9 protein-coding genes are annotated in these 18,833 nt (G+C 43.2%); 6 read left to right on the top strand and 3 right to left on the bottom strand.

The annotated features are described in order from the left end of the window. Nucleotides 1-258: 258 nt before the first annotated feature. Nucleotides 259-2,904 (bottom strand): sensor histidine kinase, encoded by a 2,646-nt coding sequence (locus tag NLP_RS00295; protein WP_104904648.1) that lies wholly within the window; start codon nt 2,902-2,904, stop codon nt 259-261. Between the two features lie 524 nt (nt 2,905-3,428). On the opposite strand from NLP_RS00295, the gene NLP_RS00300 reads away from it, so the two are divergent. From NLP_RS00300 to NLP_RS00325, 6 genes are all read left to right on the top strand, one after another. Then, complete coding sequence (locus NLP_RS00300) at nt 3,429-5,702, top strand: glycoside hydrolase family 65 protein (RefSeq protein WP_104904649.1); 2,274 nt, start codon at nt 3,429-3,431, stop codon at nt 5,700-5,702. A 289-nt stretch (nt 5,703-5,991) separates the two neighbouring features. Next, nucleotides 5,992-8,802: an ATP-binding protein gene (locus tag NLP_RS00305; RefSeq protein ID WP_199784733.1), complete on the top strand. Its 2,811-nt coding sequence runs from the start codon at nt 5,992-5,994 to the stop codon at nt 8,800-8,802. 60 nt (nt 8,803-8,862) lie between these two features. Further along, on the top strand, nt 8,863-9,090 hold the full coding sequence (locus NLP_RS00310) for a hypothetical protein (protein WP_104904651.1): 228 nt from the start codon (nt 8,863-8,865) through the stop codon (nt 9,088-9,090). A 279-nt stretch (nt 9,091-9,369) separates the two neighbouring features. Then, nucleotides 9,370-12,663 (top strand): leucine-rich repeat domain-containing protein, encoded by a 3,294-nt coding sequence (locus NLP_RS00315; RefSeq protein WP_104904652.1) that lies wholly within the window; start codon nt 9,370-9,372, stop codon nt 12,661-12,663. 59 nt (nt 12,664-12,722) lie between these two features. Further along, nucleotides 12,723-14,873: a hydantoinase/oxoprolinase family protein gene (locus tag NLP_RS00320; RefSeq protein WP_104904653.1), complete on the top strand. Its 2,151-nt coding sequence runs from the start codon at nt 12,723-12,725 to the stop codon at nt 14,871-14,873. A gap of 81 nt (nt 14,874-14,954) precedes the next feature. After that, nucleotides 14,955-16,541: a hydantoinase B/oxoprolinase family protein gene (locus NLP_RS00325; protein ID WP_104904654.1), complete on the top strand. Its 1,587-nt coding sequence runs from the start codon at nt 14,955-14,957 to the stop codon at nt 16,539-16,541. Between the two features lie 3 nt (nt 16,542-16,544). Here NLP_RS00325 and NLP_RS00330 read toward each other — a convergent pair whose 3' ends face one another. Both NLP_RS00330 and NLP_RS00335 read right to left on the bottom strand, forming a co-directional pair. Continuing rightward, the gene (locus tag NLP_RS00330; RefSeq protein WP_104904655.1) at nt 16,545-17,360 is read right to left on the bottom strand and encodes an alpha/beta fold hydrolase; all 816 of its coding nucleotides are present in this window, start codon (nt 17,358-17,360) and stop codon (nt 16,545-16,547) included. A 54-nt stretch (nt 17,361-17,414) separates the two neighbouring features. Beyond that, entirely contained in the window at nt 17,415-17,807 is a 393-nt protein-coding gene (locus NLP_RS00335) for a carboxymuconolactone decarboxylase family protein (RefSeq protein ID WP_104904656.1), read from the bottom strand. Nucleotides 17,808-18,833: the final 1,026 nt, after the last annotated feature.

An 18,833-nucleotide genomic window follows, 5' to 3' on the forward strand; every position in this document is an offset into this window, starting at 1 on the left:
ATCAGAAAGGTTTGGGCAAATGCTTTTAGACTGACAAAAGCGTTGGTTTGCGATCGCAGAAGAGTCCATTTACAACAGAGTTACTCGAAAAATAGATTCTAAGTACATTTGAATTAGTATTAATTCTCAGGTAACTCCAAAAATTAAATTACTCAATTCCTCCATCCAAGACGACTATGCAGATATTTTCTTGCCATGCTCAAGAACAGCTTAACAACATCTCACTTTGCGATTAATTATTTTTAGATTGGGAAGTCCCTAACCCCCCCATTCTCCCGCCTTTTTCCAAGGAAGTTTGACTGTAAATCGACTACCTTTACCTAACTGACTTTCGGCATGGACAGTTCCACCATGCAACTCGACAATTTTTTGCACCATTACTAATCCTAAACCAGTGCCTGGAGAACGAGGGTTAGAGGCAGTTTCAACCTGTACAAAAGGTTGAAATAATTTGAAAAGGTCATCAGAAAGCATTCCAATACCCGTATCTACCACGCTAAAAAAGATATATTCATTGGTGGAACTTGGCTGAACTTCAATCCAGACTTCGCCTCCTTCTTTAGTAAACTTGATCGCGTTAGTCAATAAGTTGATAAATACTTGGAGGATGCGGGGTTCATCAACTTGAATGGGTTCGAGTTCTTCAGGTACTTCTACCCTCAGCCGGATATTTTTCTGGAATGCCAGATGTTTGACAAAACTTAGGCTGGAGTCACATAATCCCTGAATCGAAGTAGCAGCTAGTTGCAGCTCTATCTTGCTGGATTCGGTGTCGGTAAAGTCAAGGATTTGGTTAATTAATTCTAGTAAGTTTTTACCGCTGGATTCGAGCATATTTAGAGACTGGCGCTGTTCTTCACTCACAGGGCCATACACTTGCTCTTTGAGGAGTGCCTCTGTGATTCCCAGAATTGAGTTTAAAGGAGTCCTTAAATCGTGGTTGATGTTTCCTAAAAAGGTGCTTTTGGCACGATTTGCCACGTCGGCAGCTTCTTTAGCCTCACGCAGAGCGGATTCTGCACGTTTGCGATCGCATCCTTCTAAAGTTAGGGCGACAATTTCCGCGATTGAGCTAATGAAGTTTTGCTCGCTCAGTTCCCATTTCCGGGGAATATCAACCTGTTCAAATAATACTGTTCCCACCATTTGGCCTCCAACCCAAAGGCTGGTATCAAGTAGGGATACAATATTATTTGGTTCGAGCAATTTATCCCATAATTCTTGTACTCGTGGATCGGTGCGAGTGTCAGAAACGGCAATGGTACGAGAAACCACCAGGGCTTTAAAGTAGATTAAATAATCTGCAAGGTTGCGTTCTAAACCTGCCGAATGTCTCTGATTGCTACGTTCATAGAGACTTATACATTGTAGTTTGGTGCGATCGCTATTGAATAACCACACACTTACTCGCTCTACTTCTAAGGCATTGGCTGCTTTTTCTGCGATAACTTTGAATGCTGTTTCTAAATTTCCTTCAAAAACTGCTTCGTGATTTGTCAGTTCTGCTAGTACTTGATGATGCTTTTCCAGTTTTTGCTCGCTGTTAATGCGTTCTTGAATCTCTTGCTGTAATTCTTGAGTTCGCTGCTTAATTTGCAGTTCTAAATCCTCATTTTTGCTAATCAGTGCAGCAAAGGTTTTGCGTAAATTTTGCGCCATTTCATTAAAAGATCCACCCAGCACCTCTAGTTCTTGAATGCCTTGTATCACCACTGAGTCTTCGCTGTTGGTAAAATCAGTTAAATCTTTTGTCGCCCTGCTAAAGTGCAAAATTGGCACAGTAACCCATCGGGCGGTGATAATCCCCAATATAATAGCTAGTGCCAACGCTCCTAAACAGAGAAAAATTGTAGTTTGAATGTTGCGATTAATTTGTCCCAGAAAGTCTGCTTCTGGGACAGCCACGATAATCAACCAGTTGACATTTGGTTCGCCCTCGAAGGGTCTAACTTCTAAAAATTGCCGTTTGCCGTCCAAGGAAAAATCCAGTTGCTGTAAACTTTGAATTTGGTCAAAGTTACTAAATTTAGTTTTTAAGTATTTAGCGGTTGCTTGAGTCAAAGAATTCCCGCTTTGGGAAGCTGCTAACCTAATAGGTTTACCATTTTGAAAGCGGAATGGTTCTTCGCTTGTGGAACTTGCCACTAATAGCCCCGATCGCTCGATAATAAAAATTTGCCCAGACTTGCCAACTTTGATGTTTTGCAACAAATCCCCAATTTGTGATATGTGAGTGAGAGTGCTGTTGACTCCGAGTAATTCACCTTGGGAGTTATAAATGGGAAGAGAAGCACTAATCAGGAGTGTTGGTTCAGTGCGGGGTGTAAAAATTTGACTAAAGCTGAATTTTTTGGCGGTAACTGCTGTTTGATAATCAGGACGCGATCGCGCATCATAGTTTTTTATCACCTCTGGTAATTGAGTACGTTGACCTTGAGAGTCAATTATGTAGGTGTAGAGATCGTATCCAGTTGACTTTCCGGCTTTTCTGAGTAAAGATTGGCGATCGTTGAACTTCTCCACCGCTAGATATTCTTGCTCATTGCTTGCAGTTATTGCCAACGCATCTGGATAAATCTTTAACTGCTCTATTAAGTATGACTCCCAAGTTGCCAGATTCTCTATTTTCAGCAACCCCATGTTAATCACATTTTGATTACTGCCTAGTACCTGACGCCCAGTTGCCAAATAAGTTTGTAAATTCTGCTCGACTCGATTGGCAACTTCATGACGCAATTCGCTAGCTACCTCATTGACTGCTTGTTGCCCGTTGTGGATTGATAAGTATGCAGTCAATCCCACAGCTAGCAAGATTTGCAGCAGAAACAACGCTACCAAGATGCGACTTAGAGGTACGCCTTTAAACAGGGAAAAAACACTACTTTGCCCAGTATTTTTATTCATCTGCCCACTCCCCCTCACTATTGTGTAGTATTGAGTACAACACCTAGAGTTTGCTGTCCTGTGGGCTTATGCATAGTTTGTACTCGGTCGGGTCAAGTGCCAATATATCACTTCTGGTAAAAGAACAAAACGTTACTTAACTGCACCTGTAAATTTTACCAGTCACAAATCGTCCATCACAAAGACAAAAATGCGGTAAATCACTGTCTCTACAAAGGGCTGATTATTGTAGAGACGGCGATTCATCGCGTTTTGCCTTAATTGTAAATATGAAAGAAATTGATGAAAAGCCGAATCAATTCGTAGCTAATTAAGATTTATGAGTTCTAACTGGCACTTTTAAAGAAATCTAACTGTAGACAGATGAAATTTGAAACGCTACTGTTATCAGAAGCGTATTTTTTGGCGTTAAGACTATCTTTTAATCTACGCGCTAAAGAAAAGGAGTTAATCACTTCAAGATTGCTCCTAATTTTACTGCATCCTGCCCACAGCCATCCCCAAGACAGAGGTTTAGATCGCTCATGCTCAACGTATCCACTTACGATTCTCAACAAAATCAGCAATTAATTGACAATACTGACTGGAACGTTATTGAAACGGAGTTTAATCCGACGCAGTTACATCATAAAGAAACTGTCTTCACTCTTGGTAATGGGTTGTTAGGAGTGCGAGGTACGTTTGAGGAAGGGTATTCCCAAGATTTTCCAGCCACACTCATCCACGGTGTTTATGATGATGTGGCAATTACTTATACTCAACTTGTAAACTGTCCCAACTGGCTGCCATTAGTGGTAAAATTTGCAGGCGAATCTCCTACGGAGACGCTACGCGAACGCTTTACTATGGACAGTGGTGAGATTCTCAACTATGAACGTCGGCTCGATTTACGTTTAGGTTTAGTTAGCCGTGATGTGCGGTGGCGTAGTCCTAGTGGTCATACTTTAGATTTTCACTTCGAGCGTTTCACCAGTTTAGCAGACCAACACGTTTTGGCGATTCGCGCTCAAATCACATCGGTAGACTTTGAGGGTGAAATTACCGTCGAAGCAGGATTTGACAGCGAACCAGATACCCAAGGCGTCAAACATTGGCGAACCTTAAACCAAGGTGGCATAGATCAGATTATCTGGTTAAACAGTCAAACTCTCCACTCAAATATTCAACTTGGGATGGCAGCCAAGTTAGTGGTAGATAGTGACGAGACTACACTCGTGAGCATCGAAAATGCTTCTAGTTCTCCCATTTTGACAACCACCTTAGAGTTATATCCCGGAAAAACGGTAACTGTAGAAAAAATTGTCACCTTGTTTACTTCACGAGAGACAGAAATCCCGATTGCAGCCGCCTTAGAAAGACTTGCTGATGAACCCAGATATACTACCCTATTGGCAGCTCACATTGCTGCATGGGAGCAAGTGTGGCAAGACAGTGACATTATTATAGAAGGCGATCGCTTGGCTCAATTGAGCGTCCGTTACAATCTCTTCCAATTACTAGCGGTGACACCGCGTCACGACAACCGCGTGAGCATTCCTCCCAAAACCCTCTCTGGTTTTGCCTATAGCGGACATATCTTTTGGGATACAGAAATATTCATCCTGCCCTTCCTCACCTTAACTCAACCAGCCCTAGCACGTAACTTACTTACCTACCGCTACCACACCCTACCAGGAGCTAGACGCAAAGCTCAAGAAGCAGGTTATCAAGGAGCGATGTTTGCTTGGGAAAGTGCCACTACTGGCGATGAAGTCACTCCGCGCTGGGTTCCGGCTGCCAACGGTGAATTAATTCGCATCTGGTGCGGTGACATTGAAGTGCATATCACTGCTGATATCGCTTATGCAATTTTGCATTACTGGCAGACTACTAATGATGATGACTGGATGCGCGATTATGGCGCGGAAATTATCCTTGATACGGCTGTTTTCTGGGAAAGTCGGGTGCAGTGGAACCAAGAGCGCCACAGCTATGACATCCTAGATGTAATTGGTCCGGATGAAAATCACGATCGCGTCGATAATAATGCCTTCACCAATCTTATGGTACAGTGGCACTTGAAGTCAGCTTTGGCACTGTGGGATTGGCTCAAACAAGCTTATCCTGAAACTTCAGCACAACTGATGCAAAAACTCAACTTAACCACAGAGCGTCTGCATCGTTGGGTGGAAATCCAAGAGCGTCTATTTGTCAATGAAGATGCTCAAACGGGTTTAATTGAGCAATTTGAAGGCTTTTTCCAGCTAGAAGACGTTAACCTCGCTGATTACGAACCGCGCAGCAAATCTCTGCAAGGTTTGTTGGGAATTGAAGCCACAAACCAAAAGCAGATTCTCAAGCAGCCAGATGTATTGATGCTCTTGTATTTATTGCGCGATCGCTACGACTATAACACCCTCGCCACCAACTGGGACTATTACACCCAACGCACCGACCACAGTTATGGTTCTTCATTAGGCCCAGCCATTAACGCTATCTTAGCTTGCGACCTCAATCAACCAACCGAAGCCTATACACACTTTCTGCGATCGGCCTTGGTAGACTTGGAGGATGTGAGGCATAACGCAGCCGAAGGAATTCACGCTGCCAGTGCTGGAGGAGTATGGCAAGCAGTAGTTTTCGGGTTTGGCGGCATTCGGATGACTCAATTTGGCCCCGTTGCCTGTCCCAACCTACCACCTAACTGGACGCGTTTGAAGTTTCGTCTGCAATGGCGTAACGAGTGGTATGACTTCGACTTACAAGCCGAAACAGAAGTTAAAATTCCCACCTTGGCAGAATACACGCTCGGAAATTAGCTAATAGACTTCTTGCGTGAATCAAAAACCCTCACCCTAAATCCCTCTCCCAAGCTTGGGAGAGGGACTTTGAAATTGGTTTGGCTCCCTTTCTCCCAAATTGGGAGAAGGGGTTGGGGGATGAGGGCAATAAACGCTGGTCTTGTAAAGTGAATTTTCTCCGATGAAAGATTAGATGTTGTAACATCTAAGTATGATTCCGTACACAAAGTTTTTATTCTGAATATTTAAGAGATGGGAACTCTAGCTAATAAGCTTAATTACATTATCCCACCGAACACTGCCAATCATGTCCCATCCTCCTCATCCCACTTTGGGTCAATCTTCTTACCCTCGCTTAACTAGAAGCTTGAGTGCTGTTGAAAGTTGGGGCTTTGGTTTGACAGCTCATATTTCTTGGACAGCATTGGTTCCAGCGATTCATGCTGCTCTCGGTTCTCAAGCTATTTTTGTCTGGATACCTGCGGTGATTTTTGGAATGCTGCTCAACTATCAGGTAAAACGCTTAGGTATGCATTTCATCAATGTAGCTGGAGGAACACCTAACTATGTTACCAAGCTACTGCATAACTACCCAGGACTAGCTCGCTATGCAGCAATTGGATATCTCCTCAATTGGGTTTCTTACCTGTCAGTGAATACAATCGTACTCAGAGATTTAATTAAAGTAAATTTGGAGGCGCTGGGTATTACCTGTCCAGACATATTTCTGGATATTAGCTTTACACTGTTGCCTTTTATTGTGGCGTTTAGTGGGACTCGCGCCCTGAGTATTTTACATTTGTTTTTTGTAATTCCAGCCTTTGCATTACTAATGACCTTCTGTATCCAAGGTCTTGACTGGTTAGCGTTTTCTCCCGTTAGTCCTGGGTTTTTTCCTAGCAGTTGGTCATCTTTGAGCTTCGTGGATTGGGCAAAGTGGTTCTTTTTCGTTACCTATGCAACCTACAGTTGTGAAACAGCTTCTTCCTTTGTCGCCGATAGCCGCAACCCCACTCAAACGCTGCGCTTTCTAGACGTTGCCGCTTGGATGATGCCACCCATCTTTTTGGGAGGGTCTTGGGTAGTGATGCGGTTAGCAACAAATCCCAACCTTAAAGACAATGCTTTCCTGAATCTGGTGGCAGCTTCCCAGCCCTTTTGGGGAAGATTTGCTGGTGTAAGTGTTTCTTTTTTGCTAGTAGCTGCAAGTCTTTTAGGTTCGGCAACGGTGGTTTCTAATTGCCCACGAATTTTGTACCAACTGGCGTTAGATAACCACATTTCACCAGTATTTTCTGTGGTCTCCCGTCGGGGTGTGTTTGTTCCAGCATTGACATTAACACTGGTGTTGTGCTTAATCTATCTGATTTGGGGAGATGTGGCGCGAATCGTGGCTGTTGGTAACATTGGCTGGTTTATATCCTTTATGTTACTGCATCTGGGGCTTTGGCTTCGGCGCGATCGCCCGGAAGTTTTGTTTCCACGCATATCTTTGGGCATTCTGCTGTTAGAAGTTGTGGTGCTGTTGGTGGGCGGATTTGCTTGGGGTTGGCTCAACTTGCTGATTGGGTTATTATTTCCCATTGGTGTTATGGGAATAGATGCAGTAATTCGCCGTATAGATTTCCCTGCTTTCCATCCTGATTGGTGGATGCGGCGATATCGCACGCGCCCTGTAGTAATTATCAAAGATTCAGTAATTCTTCAGGTGAGCATCCTAATTTTTTTACTGTGCAGCGCCGTGGCAGTTGGCTGGTTATTTGGCGTCAAACTTAATAAAGTGGCGACTGCGGGCGGTGAGAATATATTTGTGGTGCTACTGATGAGCGTGGCATTTGTGGGAGTAGCGATCGCTTGTTGGACAAGTTTACCGCAAGTGGTAGCGATCGCAGAAGCTAGAGTTGCTGCCGAACACCTATTTACTGTCGCCCAAGATGGTATTTTAGTCGTAGACGATCGAGGCATTATCCGCCAAGCTAACCCAGCCACCGAATCGTTTTTTGGTGTTAACCCATCTGAGTTGCCAGGAAATCACCTCAACAAATGGCTACCCGCATTAGTCTACTATCCAGAGCAGTGGACAAAGCGGAGCGAACAAATTTTAATTAGTAATGGGAAAAACAGAACTCTGGAAGTTTCCATCTCAGACCGACCCCATCGGGATTTTCAGGAATATGTCGTTATTCTTCATGACATTACCCAGCGCAAACAAGCAGAGCAGATATTGCGATACTCAGAAGCACAATTGCGCCAAGAGGCAAAGCAGCTAGTATCTCAATTGGTGCATAGTGAAAAAATGTCGAGTTTGGGACAGTTGGTAGCAGGTGTAGCGCATGAAATCAACAACCCAATCAATTTTATTTATGGCAATGTCGGCTATGCCAATCAATATATGCAAGATTTATTAAAATTGCTGCAATTATACCAGAAAAACTATCCTAATCCAGCAAAGGAAATTCAAAAAGAAACAGAAGCGATCGACTTAGATTTTCTGATTGCAGACTTGCCAAACTTGCTAACTTCGATGACAGTTGGTGCGGAACGAATCACAGAAATTGTCTTATCTTTGCGAAACTTTTCTCGGTTAGATGACACAGAAATGAAAGCTGTGAATATCCATGAAGGTCTAGATAATACGTTAATGATTCTGGAACATCGCCTCAAACCTAAATCTAACAATCTAGCAATTGAGGTGATTAAAGAGTACGGCGACCTGCCATTATTAGAATGTTATGCTGGACAACTGAATCAAGTATTTATGAATCTTCTCGCAAATGCGATCGATGCTTTAGAAGAAGTAGTAGAAAATGGTGAGTGGGAAGTAAGGGAACAAGCGCTCTCTACTCCCCAGATACGCATTCAGACTAAACTCACTAGCGAAAATCAGGTAGTTATTTGCATTGGCGACAATGGTACAGGCATTCCAGAAAAGGTACAAAAACAATTATTTGAACCATTTTTTACGACTAAACCAGTTGATAAAGGTACTGGGTTAGGTTTATCTATTAGTCATCAGATTATCACCCAAAAACATCAGGGAAAATTAGAATGTATTTCTGCTCTTGGAAAGGGGACAGAATTTGTCATTGTAATTCCGCTAAATCAGGAAGCTATCTAATTGTCAACATCATCTGACGTAGTTAAATTTTTAATTAAAATAAAATAAACAGGTGCAGTCTTGCGTAAAAGCGTAGCGTTTTTAATCCAAGCCAACGCACTAACAATCCAAGCCGACGCACTAACAATCCAAGCCGACGCACTAACAATCCAAGCCAACGCACTAACAATCCAAGCCAACGCATTAACAATCCAAGCCAACGCACTAACAATCCAAGCCAACGCATTAACAATCCAAGCCAACGCATTAACAATCCAAGCCAACGCATTAACAATCCAAGGTATCTAGGACTTACGCAATAACTCTCTGAAACTCTTATTCCTTTGTGACGGCAGTCGCTCATGGGGGAAACCCCCAAGACCGCGCTGCCTCTCCTTTGCGTCCTTCTCTGACGAGACGCTGCGCGAATGCGGTTCGTTTTTTCATTATTTTGCGTAAGTCCTGGTATCGCCAAATTTAATTCGCTATAAATTAACAAAATTCTGTACTAAGCTGAATCTACTTTTGACATTAGAATAAGAGTCTGGCTATTACTCCGATTTTGGTAGTGAGAGAAAGGATTTGCTCATGGCAAGAGATAAAGCTTATCAAGAAGCAGAGCAGCGCATTGAAAAGGCACGGCAAGAGGGAGCAATAGAACTCAATCTCAGCAACATAGAACTCACTGAGATACCAGAAGCGATCGCATCCCTGACTGGGTTGCAACAGCTTAACCTCGACAATAACCAACTGAGCGAACTGCCAGAAGCGATCGCATCCCTGACTGGGTTGCAACAGCTTAACCTCGACAATAACCAACTGAGCGAACTGCCAGAAGCGATCGCATCCCTGACTGGGTTGCAACAGCTTAACCTCGACAATAACCAACTGAGCGAACTGCCAGAAGCGATCGCATCCCTGACTGGGTTGCAACAGCTTTACCTCGGCAACAACCAACTGAGCGAACTGCCAGAAGCGATCGCATCCCTGACTGGGTTGCAACGGCTTGACCTCGACAATAACCAACTGAGCGAACTGCCAGAAGCGATCGCATCCCTGACTGGGTTGCAACAGCTTAACCTCAACAATAACCAACTGAGCGAACTGCCAGAAGCGATCGCATCCCTGACTGGGTTGCAACAGCTTAACCTCAACAATAACCAACTGAGCGAACTGCCAGAAGCGATCGCATCCCTGACTGGGTTGCAACTGCTTAACCTCGGCAATAACCAACTGAGCGAACTGCCAGAAGCGATCGCATCCCTGACTGGGTTGCAACTGCTTAACCTCGGCAATAACCAACTGAGCGAACTGCCAGAAGCGATCGCATCCCTGACTGGGTTGCAACGGCTTGACCTCGGCAACAACCAACTGAGCGAACTGCCAGAAGCGATCGCATCCCTGACTGGGTTGCAAGAGCTTTACCTCAACAATAACCAACTGAGCGAACTGCCAGAAGCGATCGCATCCCTGACTGGGTTGCAACGGCTTTACCTCGGCGACAACCCTCTTAACCCTGACCTTGCAGCCGCTTACGAACAAGGCACAGAAGCAGTCTTCCAATACCTGCGGGCAAAGGCAGAAGCCCAGGTGACGCTGAATGAAGCCAAGCTCATCCTAATTGGCGAGGGTGAAGTGGGCAAGAGTTGTCTGTTAGGTGCGTTGCGGGGAGATGAATGGGTGGATGGTCGCCCCACAACTCACGGAATTGAGATTAAGCCTGTAATCGTCACCGCTCCCGACAGTGGTACAGAGATATCACTTAATGCTTGGGATTTTGGCGGTCAACGGGTTTATCGACCAACGCACCAGTTGTTTTTCAGTGCGCCAGCCGTGTATCTGGTGGTGTGGAAACCACGAGAAGGCCCCCAGCAGGGCTTTGTCAAAGAGTGGATTACGCTGATCAAGAATCGGGAACCGGAGGCAAAGGTGCTAGTTGTCGCAACTCACGGTGGCCCCGGACAGCGACAACCAGACATTGACAGACAAGAAATTCTCGATCAATTCGGCAAAGATACGGTAATCGATTTTTTCCATATAGACAGCAAACCCAACCAGGATACGACACATTGCACTGGTCTTGCAGAATTAAAAGATACTATTGCTCGTGTCGCTGCATCTCTTCCCGAAATGGGGCGTTCCGTTCCCGCAAAGTGGCAACGAGTGCGGGAAACCTTACAGACAAGTGACAAAGCCTATCTACCCTACGATGATGTCATTGCCATCTGCGCTGAACAGGGAATCGATGAGGAGCAAGCAGAACTGTTCCTTCGCATCTCCCATACACTAGGGCATTTCATCCATTACCATTACGACCCAACACTACGCGATATCGTCATCCTCAAACCCGACTGGCTGGCAAAGGCGATCAGCTTCGTGCTAGATGATGAAATGACACGCAAACGCAACGGTTTGGTAGAATTTCAGCATCTGGGCCAGTTGTGGAGCCATCCGCCGTTTGCAGGCGAAGAAGGCTACCCCTCACAATTGCATCCAATCTTTCTGCGGCTGATGGAACGCTTTGATTTATCCTACAAAGTGGTATTAGATCGGTCAGAAACTAGCAATACCAGCCTCATTGCTCAACTCGTTCCCGACACACGCCCGGAGCCATTGCCCAATTGGGGAGAGCAAGCGGAAGCGGGAGACAGACAACAGATACAAATCTGCCGCATTGTAGACAGTCGCGGACAGTTTGCAGTGGCAGAAGGATTATTTTACCAGTTGATTGTCCGGTTGCACAAATACTCACTGGGGCGGACTAATTACGAAAACAGCATTCACTGGCAACGCGGCTTAATGCTTGACAATGACTACAACGGTCGGGCATTGCTGGAGTATGGTAGTACAGATGTAAAAATTACAGTGCGGGCAGCTTATCCAGAAAGGTTCCTATCCTATCTAACCCAAGAGATTAAATGGCTAGTCGAGAATTTCTGGGAAGGGTTGCGTTGTAACGTCATGGTTCCCTGCATTGCACCTTGCAGCATGAATGCCCCTGGAACCGGACTGTTTGAGGTGCAGAAACTAATTGAAAGTAAAAAGAAAAATCGTGATGAGTATCCATGTCCCATTTCCGGGTGCGGTGAATGGCAAAACATAGATCGACTGCTGAATAACGCGCCGACTGCTCAACCCCCATCCCAAGAAATTGGTATTGAGCAGTTCCGATACATTGTGAAAGACGAGTTAAACGTCATCCGCAAAGATTTGGTTATGTACGATCGTCTAGATCAAGCACGTTTTCAGGTATTATCTCAGGAGCAACGCACCATTTTAAGCCAGGTCGATCAGCAGTTTGCAGAACTAATGCAGATGCTCACTGATGAAGCAAAAGACGGCCCGCGCCTGTTTAGCTTTCAGCCTATCGATCCGAAATTTTTCGATCGCCCCAAATGGATTAGTGCGAAGTTTCAACTCACCCTCTGGTGCGAACACGCACGTCAGCCACTTCCAGCCTTAAATCCCAATGACAATAAAAAGGGAGTCTATGAATTAGACTTGCCGCGTGAGTGGTTCACCAAGGCAATCCCCTATCTCAGAATTTTGACCGGAACCCTAAGCTTAGTCTTACCTGTGGCAGGTTCGGCAACTAAATTAATACTGGATGATACCACCTACAAAGCCATTGAAGAACAACTCGATTTAGGACAGAAAAGCATTGAGTCTACTTTAAAGGGAAGTGATATGGCTTTGGCTGGAAAGTCCAAGAGCGATGCCTCCTTCTTGGAAGGCGATGCAATCCGCGCTCAAGGCTCGATTTTGCGAGAATTACACGCCCTTCTGAAAGAAAAAGATCCTAGTTTTGGTGGTTTAGTGCGGGTGCAAAACAAACGCCGTGAATTTCTCTGGGTTCATCCTCAATTTGTAGGTGAATATTAATTGATAACGGATATTAAAGCTATTTCGTAATTTTTTATGATTATAGAGGAAACAGAGAAATGTTGAAGGTTTTTGCTGACCGAGGTGGTACATTTACAGATATTGTTGCTGTTACTAATAATCAAGCAATTATCGATAGACTTTCAAAACATCCCGAACGTTTTTTAATTGTGACTCTGCCTAATCAGCAATGGATTATAGTCTATAAACTACTTTCAGAAAATCCCGAACAATATCAAGATGCAGCCATCCAAGGTATTCGAGATATCATGGGTATTGCTCGCAACGAACCCATTCCAACTGAAGCGATAGAAGTAGTGAAAATGGGGACAACAGTAGCAACAAACGCGCTGTTAGAAAGAAAGGGAGACAGGGTTGTTCTTCTGATAACCAAAGGGTTTAAAGATGCGCTGCGAATTGGATACCAAAATCGTCCTAATATCTTTGCGCGCCAGATAATTTTACCAACGATGCTTTACGAACAGGTGATTGAAATAGATGAACGCTACGATGCTAACGGAAATGAATTAATACCTATAAAGATTGAACAAGTCAAAAGTGACTTACAAGTAGTTTACCATACAGGAATTCGGAGTTGTGCTATTGTTTTTATGCACAGCGATCGCTATCCCGAACACGAACAACAAATAGCCCAGCTTGCCCAAGAGATTGGCTTTACTCAAATATCTGTATCCCATCAAGTTAGTCCATTAATGAAGTTGGTTAGCCGAGGAGATACAACAGTAGTCGATGCTTATTTAACTCCGATTCTGCGTCGCTACGTCAACCAAGTAGCGAGTCAGTTACCCAGCGTCAAATTAATGTTTATGAAATCTGATGGCGGTTTAGTCGCAGCCGAACAATTTCAAGGGAAAGATAGTATTTTAAGTGGCCCGGCTGGCGGTATTGTTGGCGCAGTTCAAACTAGTAAAAGGGCAGGTTTCGAGTTAGTTATTACTTTTGACATGGGAGGGACAAGTACAGATGTCGCCCACTTTAAAGGAGAGTATGAACGACAACTAGATTCGGAAATTGCTGGGGCGCGGATGCGAGTTCCTGTATTAGCAATTAATACCATTGCTGCTGGAGGTGGTTCTGTTCTCTTTTTTGATGGTTCTAGTTATCGTGTTGGCCCTAAATCTGCTGGATCAAATCCTGGGCCTGCTTGTTATCGACGTGGCGGGCCATTAGCGGTTACTGATGCCAATGTAATGTTAGGTAAAATTCACCCACAATATTTTCCCTCAGTTTTTGGCATTGATGGTAATTTACCTTTAGATAAAGATATTGTTATTCAAAAATTTACCCAATTAACCCAAGACATTCAAACCGCTACATTAAATCATTCTACTCCTGAAGAAGTAGCCGCAGGATTTATGGCGATCGCAGTGGAAAATATGGCGAACGCAATTAAAAAAATCAGTCTGCAACGCGGTTATGATGTTACCCAATATGTGCTTTGTTGTTTTGGCGGTGCAGGTGGGCAAGTTGCTTGTTTAATTGCCGATACCTTGGGAATGAAAAAAATATTTCTACATCCTTATGCTGGAGTTTTATCTGCTTATGGAATGGGATTAGCTGATGTCCGGGCGATTAGAGAAGGAGGAGTTGAGCAACCTTTAACTCAAGCACTAATCTCTCAACTACAGCAGTTAATGGAATATTTAGAAAATCAAGCTAGAAGCGAAATACATGAGGCACTGAGTCAAGTAGAAGTAATCCGAAAAGCTCACTTAAAATATCAGGGTACTAACTCTACCTTGACCGTTAATTTTGCCGATGATTTGGTATTGATGCAACAAGAATTTGAGAGTGAACATCAATCTCGCTATGGTTTTATTCAATTAGAGAAAAGCTTAATTGTTGAATCCGCTTCAGTGGAAGTAATTCAGAAAATGGATACTCCCGAAGAACCTTTAATTATTCGTACTCGCCCTTTAAATGAAGTCCCTGTGTCTGTTGAGACAGTAAGGATGTTTACTGCTGATAGATGGCACGATACTCCTGTTTATCGGCGGGAAGATTTACAACCAGAAGATAGTATTAATGGGCCTGCGATCGTTGTGGAAAAAATTAGCACAATTGTAGTGGAACCTAATTGGCAAGCAAGATTAACTTTACAAAATCATCTAATTTTAGAACGCCTTTACACCCGCGCCGGATTCTCTACAATAGGCGAAATTTTGCACATTTCGCTTCCGCCGAAGTAGACAGTGATAGCTAGTAGTAAACACTCAAGTGTTTAAAAAAGTGCTTAAGCGATTACTACACAATTTTTTAAGGAATTAAAAATGTACATAACACCTCAACCCGATCCCGTCCGCTTAGAAATATTCAAAAATCTCTATCAATTTATCGCCGAACAAATGGGGATTGTGTTACAAAACACGGCGACATCGGTGAATATCAAAGAGAGGCTGGATTTCTCCTGTGCTATTTTTGACTCATCGGGATTATTAGTAGCAAATGCTCCCCATATTCCTGTACATTTAGGCTCAATGAGTGAAAGTGTCCGCAGTTTAATTAATCATAAATGCGACACTTTCAAACTAGGAAATGTCTATCTATCTAATAATCCCTATAACGGTGGAACACATCTCCCTGATGTCACTGCAATTACCCCTGTTTTTTTGGAAAGTAGTGAAAATAATCCATCCCCAATGCCCCATGCCCAATGCCCAATACCCCTATTTTTTGTTGCTTCTCGCGGACACCAAGCAGATATTGGTGGAATTACTCCCGGTTCTATGCCTCCACACAGTACCACAGTAGAAGAAGAAGGAATTATTTTTGATAATTTTCTGTTGGTTGAAGAGGGCAATTTTCGAGAACTCGCAGTCAGACAGCACCTTTCAAATCATACTTATCCTGCTCGCAACCCTGACCAAAATATTGCTGATTTTAAAGCACAAATTGCAGCCAATGAACGGGGAGTACAAGAACTTCGTAAAATGGTTTTCCAATACAAGCTTGATACTGTTCAAGCTTATATGAAGTTTGTGCAAGCTAATGCTGAGGAGTCTGTTAGATGTGCGATCGCAGTTCTCAAGGATGGGTCATTTACTTATAAAATGGATAATGATGCACAAATTCAAATTAAAGTAACTATTCACCCAGAAAACCGTAGTGCTACTATTGATTTTACAGGGACTTCTCTACAACTAAATAGTAATTTTAATGCTCCTAAAGCTGTAACTCAAGCAGCAGTCTTATATGTCTTCCGTACTTTAGTTGATGATAATATTCCTCTCAATGCCGGGTGTCTTAATCCTCTAGAAATTATTATCCCGGTTGGCTGTATGCTCAACCCAACCTATCCAGCCGCAGTAGTCGCGGGTAATGTGGAAACTTCTCAAACTATTGTCGATGCTTTATATGGTGCTTTGGGTGTTATAGCTGCTTCTCAAGGAACGATGAATAATTTTACTTTTGGTAATGAGCAATATCAATATTATGAAACTATTTGCGGCGGCTCTGGCGCTGGAATTGATTTTGCTGGTACTGATGGTGTACATTCCCACATGACTAACTCCCGCTTGACCGATCCAGAAGTTTTAGAAACCCGTTATCCTGTACTTTTAGAAAGCTTTAGTCTTCGTCCCGATAGCGGTGGCAAAGGAAAATATTCGGGTGGTAATGGAGTTGTCCGCCGCATTCGATTTCTAGAACCGATGACAGCTAATATTCTCTCTGGTCATCGCCTGGTTCCTCCCTTTGGATTAAATGGTGGGGAAGCAGGAAAAGTAGGACGCAACTGGATACAACGACAAAATGGAATTGAAGAAAATTTAGATAGCACAGCAACAGTAGAGATGAAAACTGGAGATATTTTTGTGATAGAAACTCCTGGCGGCGGTGGATTTGGTAAATTATCTTAATAATCAAAAATTGGTATAAGCTGGCTTCAACTTCCCCATAAAATTGAGCATAGCTGAAACCACAGCATCCGGCGACTCAATCAAGAAGCCATGACCACCACGTTCGATGACTACAAGTTCAGCATTGGGAATACCTTGAGCAAGTTGTTGGGAAAACTTTAACGGGGTGAGAATATCTTGTTTACCAACCAAAACTAAGGTAGGACAATGAATTTTTTGGAGGCGGTCTATTGTGTCACTGTTAAGAATGGCTTGGCTGTGATGATAAAGTGAATGAGGTGCAGGTGGGAAAGGATATCTGATGGCAAATTCAATCAGACCTTCAATCATGTCAGGAATTGAGTAGAAAGCATCTGTAAATATCCACGGCAATACGACTTTTTCATAAAGTTTTAGGTCTACATTACTAGAAAGTTCGCCCCAAGTCTCGATGATGCTGTTGAATAATGCATCACCTTTTGCCAAAGATGAAAGTAGCATCAGACTTTTTACTTTTTCAGGATGTGCTAACACTAGTTCTTGGGCTATCTGACTACCCATTGAATGGCCTGCTAGATGTACCTGATTAATTCCGATGCGATCGAGCAATGCTGTAACGTCACTAGCCATCTGTTTGAGACTATAGGGGTTTTCGGGAGCAGAACTTCTCCCCATACCTCGGTTATCCAAGCGAATGACTTGATACTGCGAAACCAGCGATGGCATAATCAGCGACCAATAAGCATGATCGCAAAGATAGCCAGCTATTAATAGCAAAGGCTCACCTGTTCCCTTAATGTCATAGAACAAATCAATTCCGTTAATCTGAACCTTGGGCATAGTAAATAATTCTGCTAAACCTTATTTTTAAGTAGGATAGATTAAGCTAAACTCCTACGTCTTGAATTTCTCATCCACCGGAATTTGATAGCCGTTGGCGAGGCGATTGGTCATATTGGCTGTGGCTGCGATCGCCATTAGTTCCCCAAACATAGTATCATTCATACCCTTGGCACGTGCTGCTGCTGTGTGCGAGGCGATGCAATACTCACAGCCATTCGTCGCACTCACGGCAATATAAATCAGTTCGCGCATCAGTGGATCAATCTCACCAGGGCTAACCATCACTTCTTTTAACGCTTGCCATGTTCGTTGCAGCGTGGGAGGATGGTTGGCTATAGCTTTCCAGAAGTTATTGATGTAGTCATTCTGACGTGTAACGCGGATGTCGTCATACACTGCACGTACTTCATCGCTGGCTTGTTCGTATTCAATCAGGTTAGTCATGTTTTAATTCCATATAGTTTCCCCAGCGAGTGGGAACCCCTAGATTGTAATACTGAGTTGCAATTAAAGATAGTAATAAGCAGAATTCAGAATTCAGGAGTAAAACACGCTTTATATCTATCTGGGTAACAGACGAATCGTTGTGTACATCACTTTCCTTAAAATCTGCTGTATCATGTCCCCTTGGCATTTATATGGTCTATAAATGACTTGGCATAGGCTAGCATTTCTTGGACGTTCTAGTAGAACAGACTAAACAGGAAATTTACACTATCCTGTCAGAGAAATAGGTAGGGTTATCCATGAAGAAATTGCTCCAGCGTCTCAAAGCATTACTCAAACGTATCTTCAAAAGGTTTTCATCCAATTCTCAGCAACCATCGCTCTTAATAAATTCTCGCTTGTTAGACACCTCTATTCCCAATGTTTCTCCCCGATGGAAGTCTGGTTTGGTGCTTGTGTGTTCACAATGTGCAAACGAGCGCTCAAATAGCTCTCATCGAACTGCTAAAAGCTCAACTGCTTCCGAAGACCTAGAGAATTGGTTGAAATCTCGTTTAAAGTTTGAGGGATTATGGGGTGAATTTAGGGTCGTTAGCACGAGTTGCTTAGGAGTTTGTCCAAAATCCGGGATTACTGTTGTTCTTGTAAGTAATGGAAGTTGCGGAAATAGTCCATGCTTAATTGTAAATCCTCGGAGCGATCGCGAACTTTTCTATTCATACATCAAACAAAATAAAGGCTGAATGAAAATAGTTTCTCAAGCTTAAACTTATTGAATGCTAAACTATATTTTATTTTCCATTATATTTGTTGGGTTAAGTAGTAAATAAAAAGGGGGGGATATTTGAATTTTTCCCTTATCTTTTTACACTTGCTAATGGAGGTAGGAAGTCATCATTGCTTGATTGTTTTGAACTGAAATATTTATCGTACCCATCAAATGTTGGGTAGCTAGAAAATTATTAACATTGCGCTTCTGTATCCAGGGATTGTACATTAAAAAGCATTTCATTGTAATGGAAA

Origin of the sequence: Nostoc sp. 'Lobaria pulmonaria (5183) cyanobiont', from assembly GCF_002949795.1 — a bacterium.
GTDB lineage: Bacteria > Cyanobacteriota > Cyanobacteriia > Cyanobacteriales > Nostocaceae > Nostoc.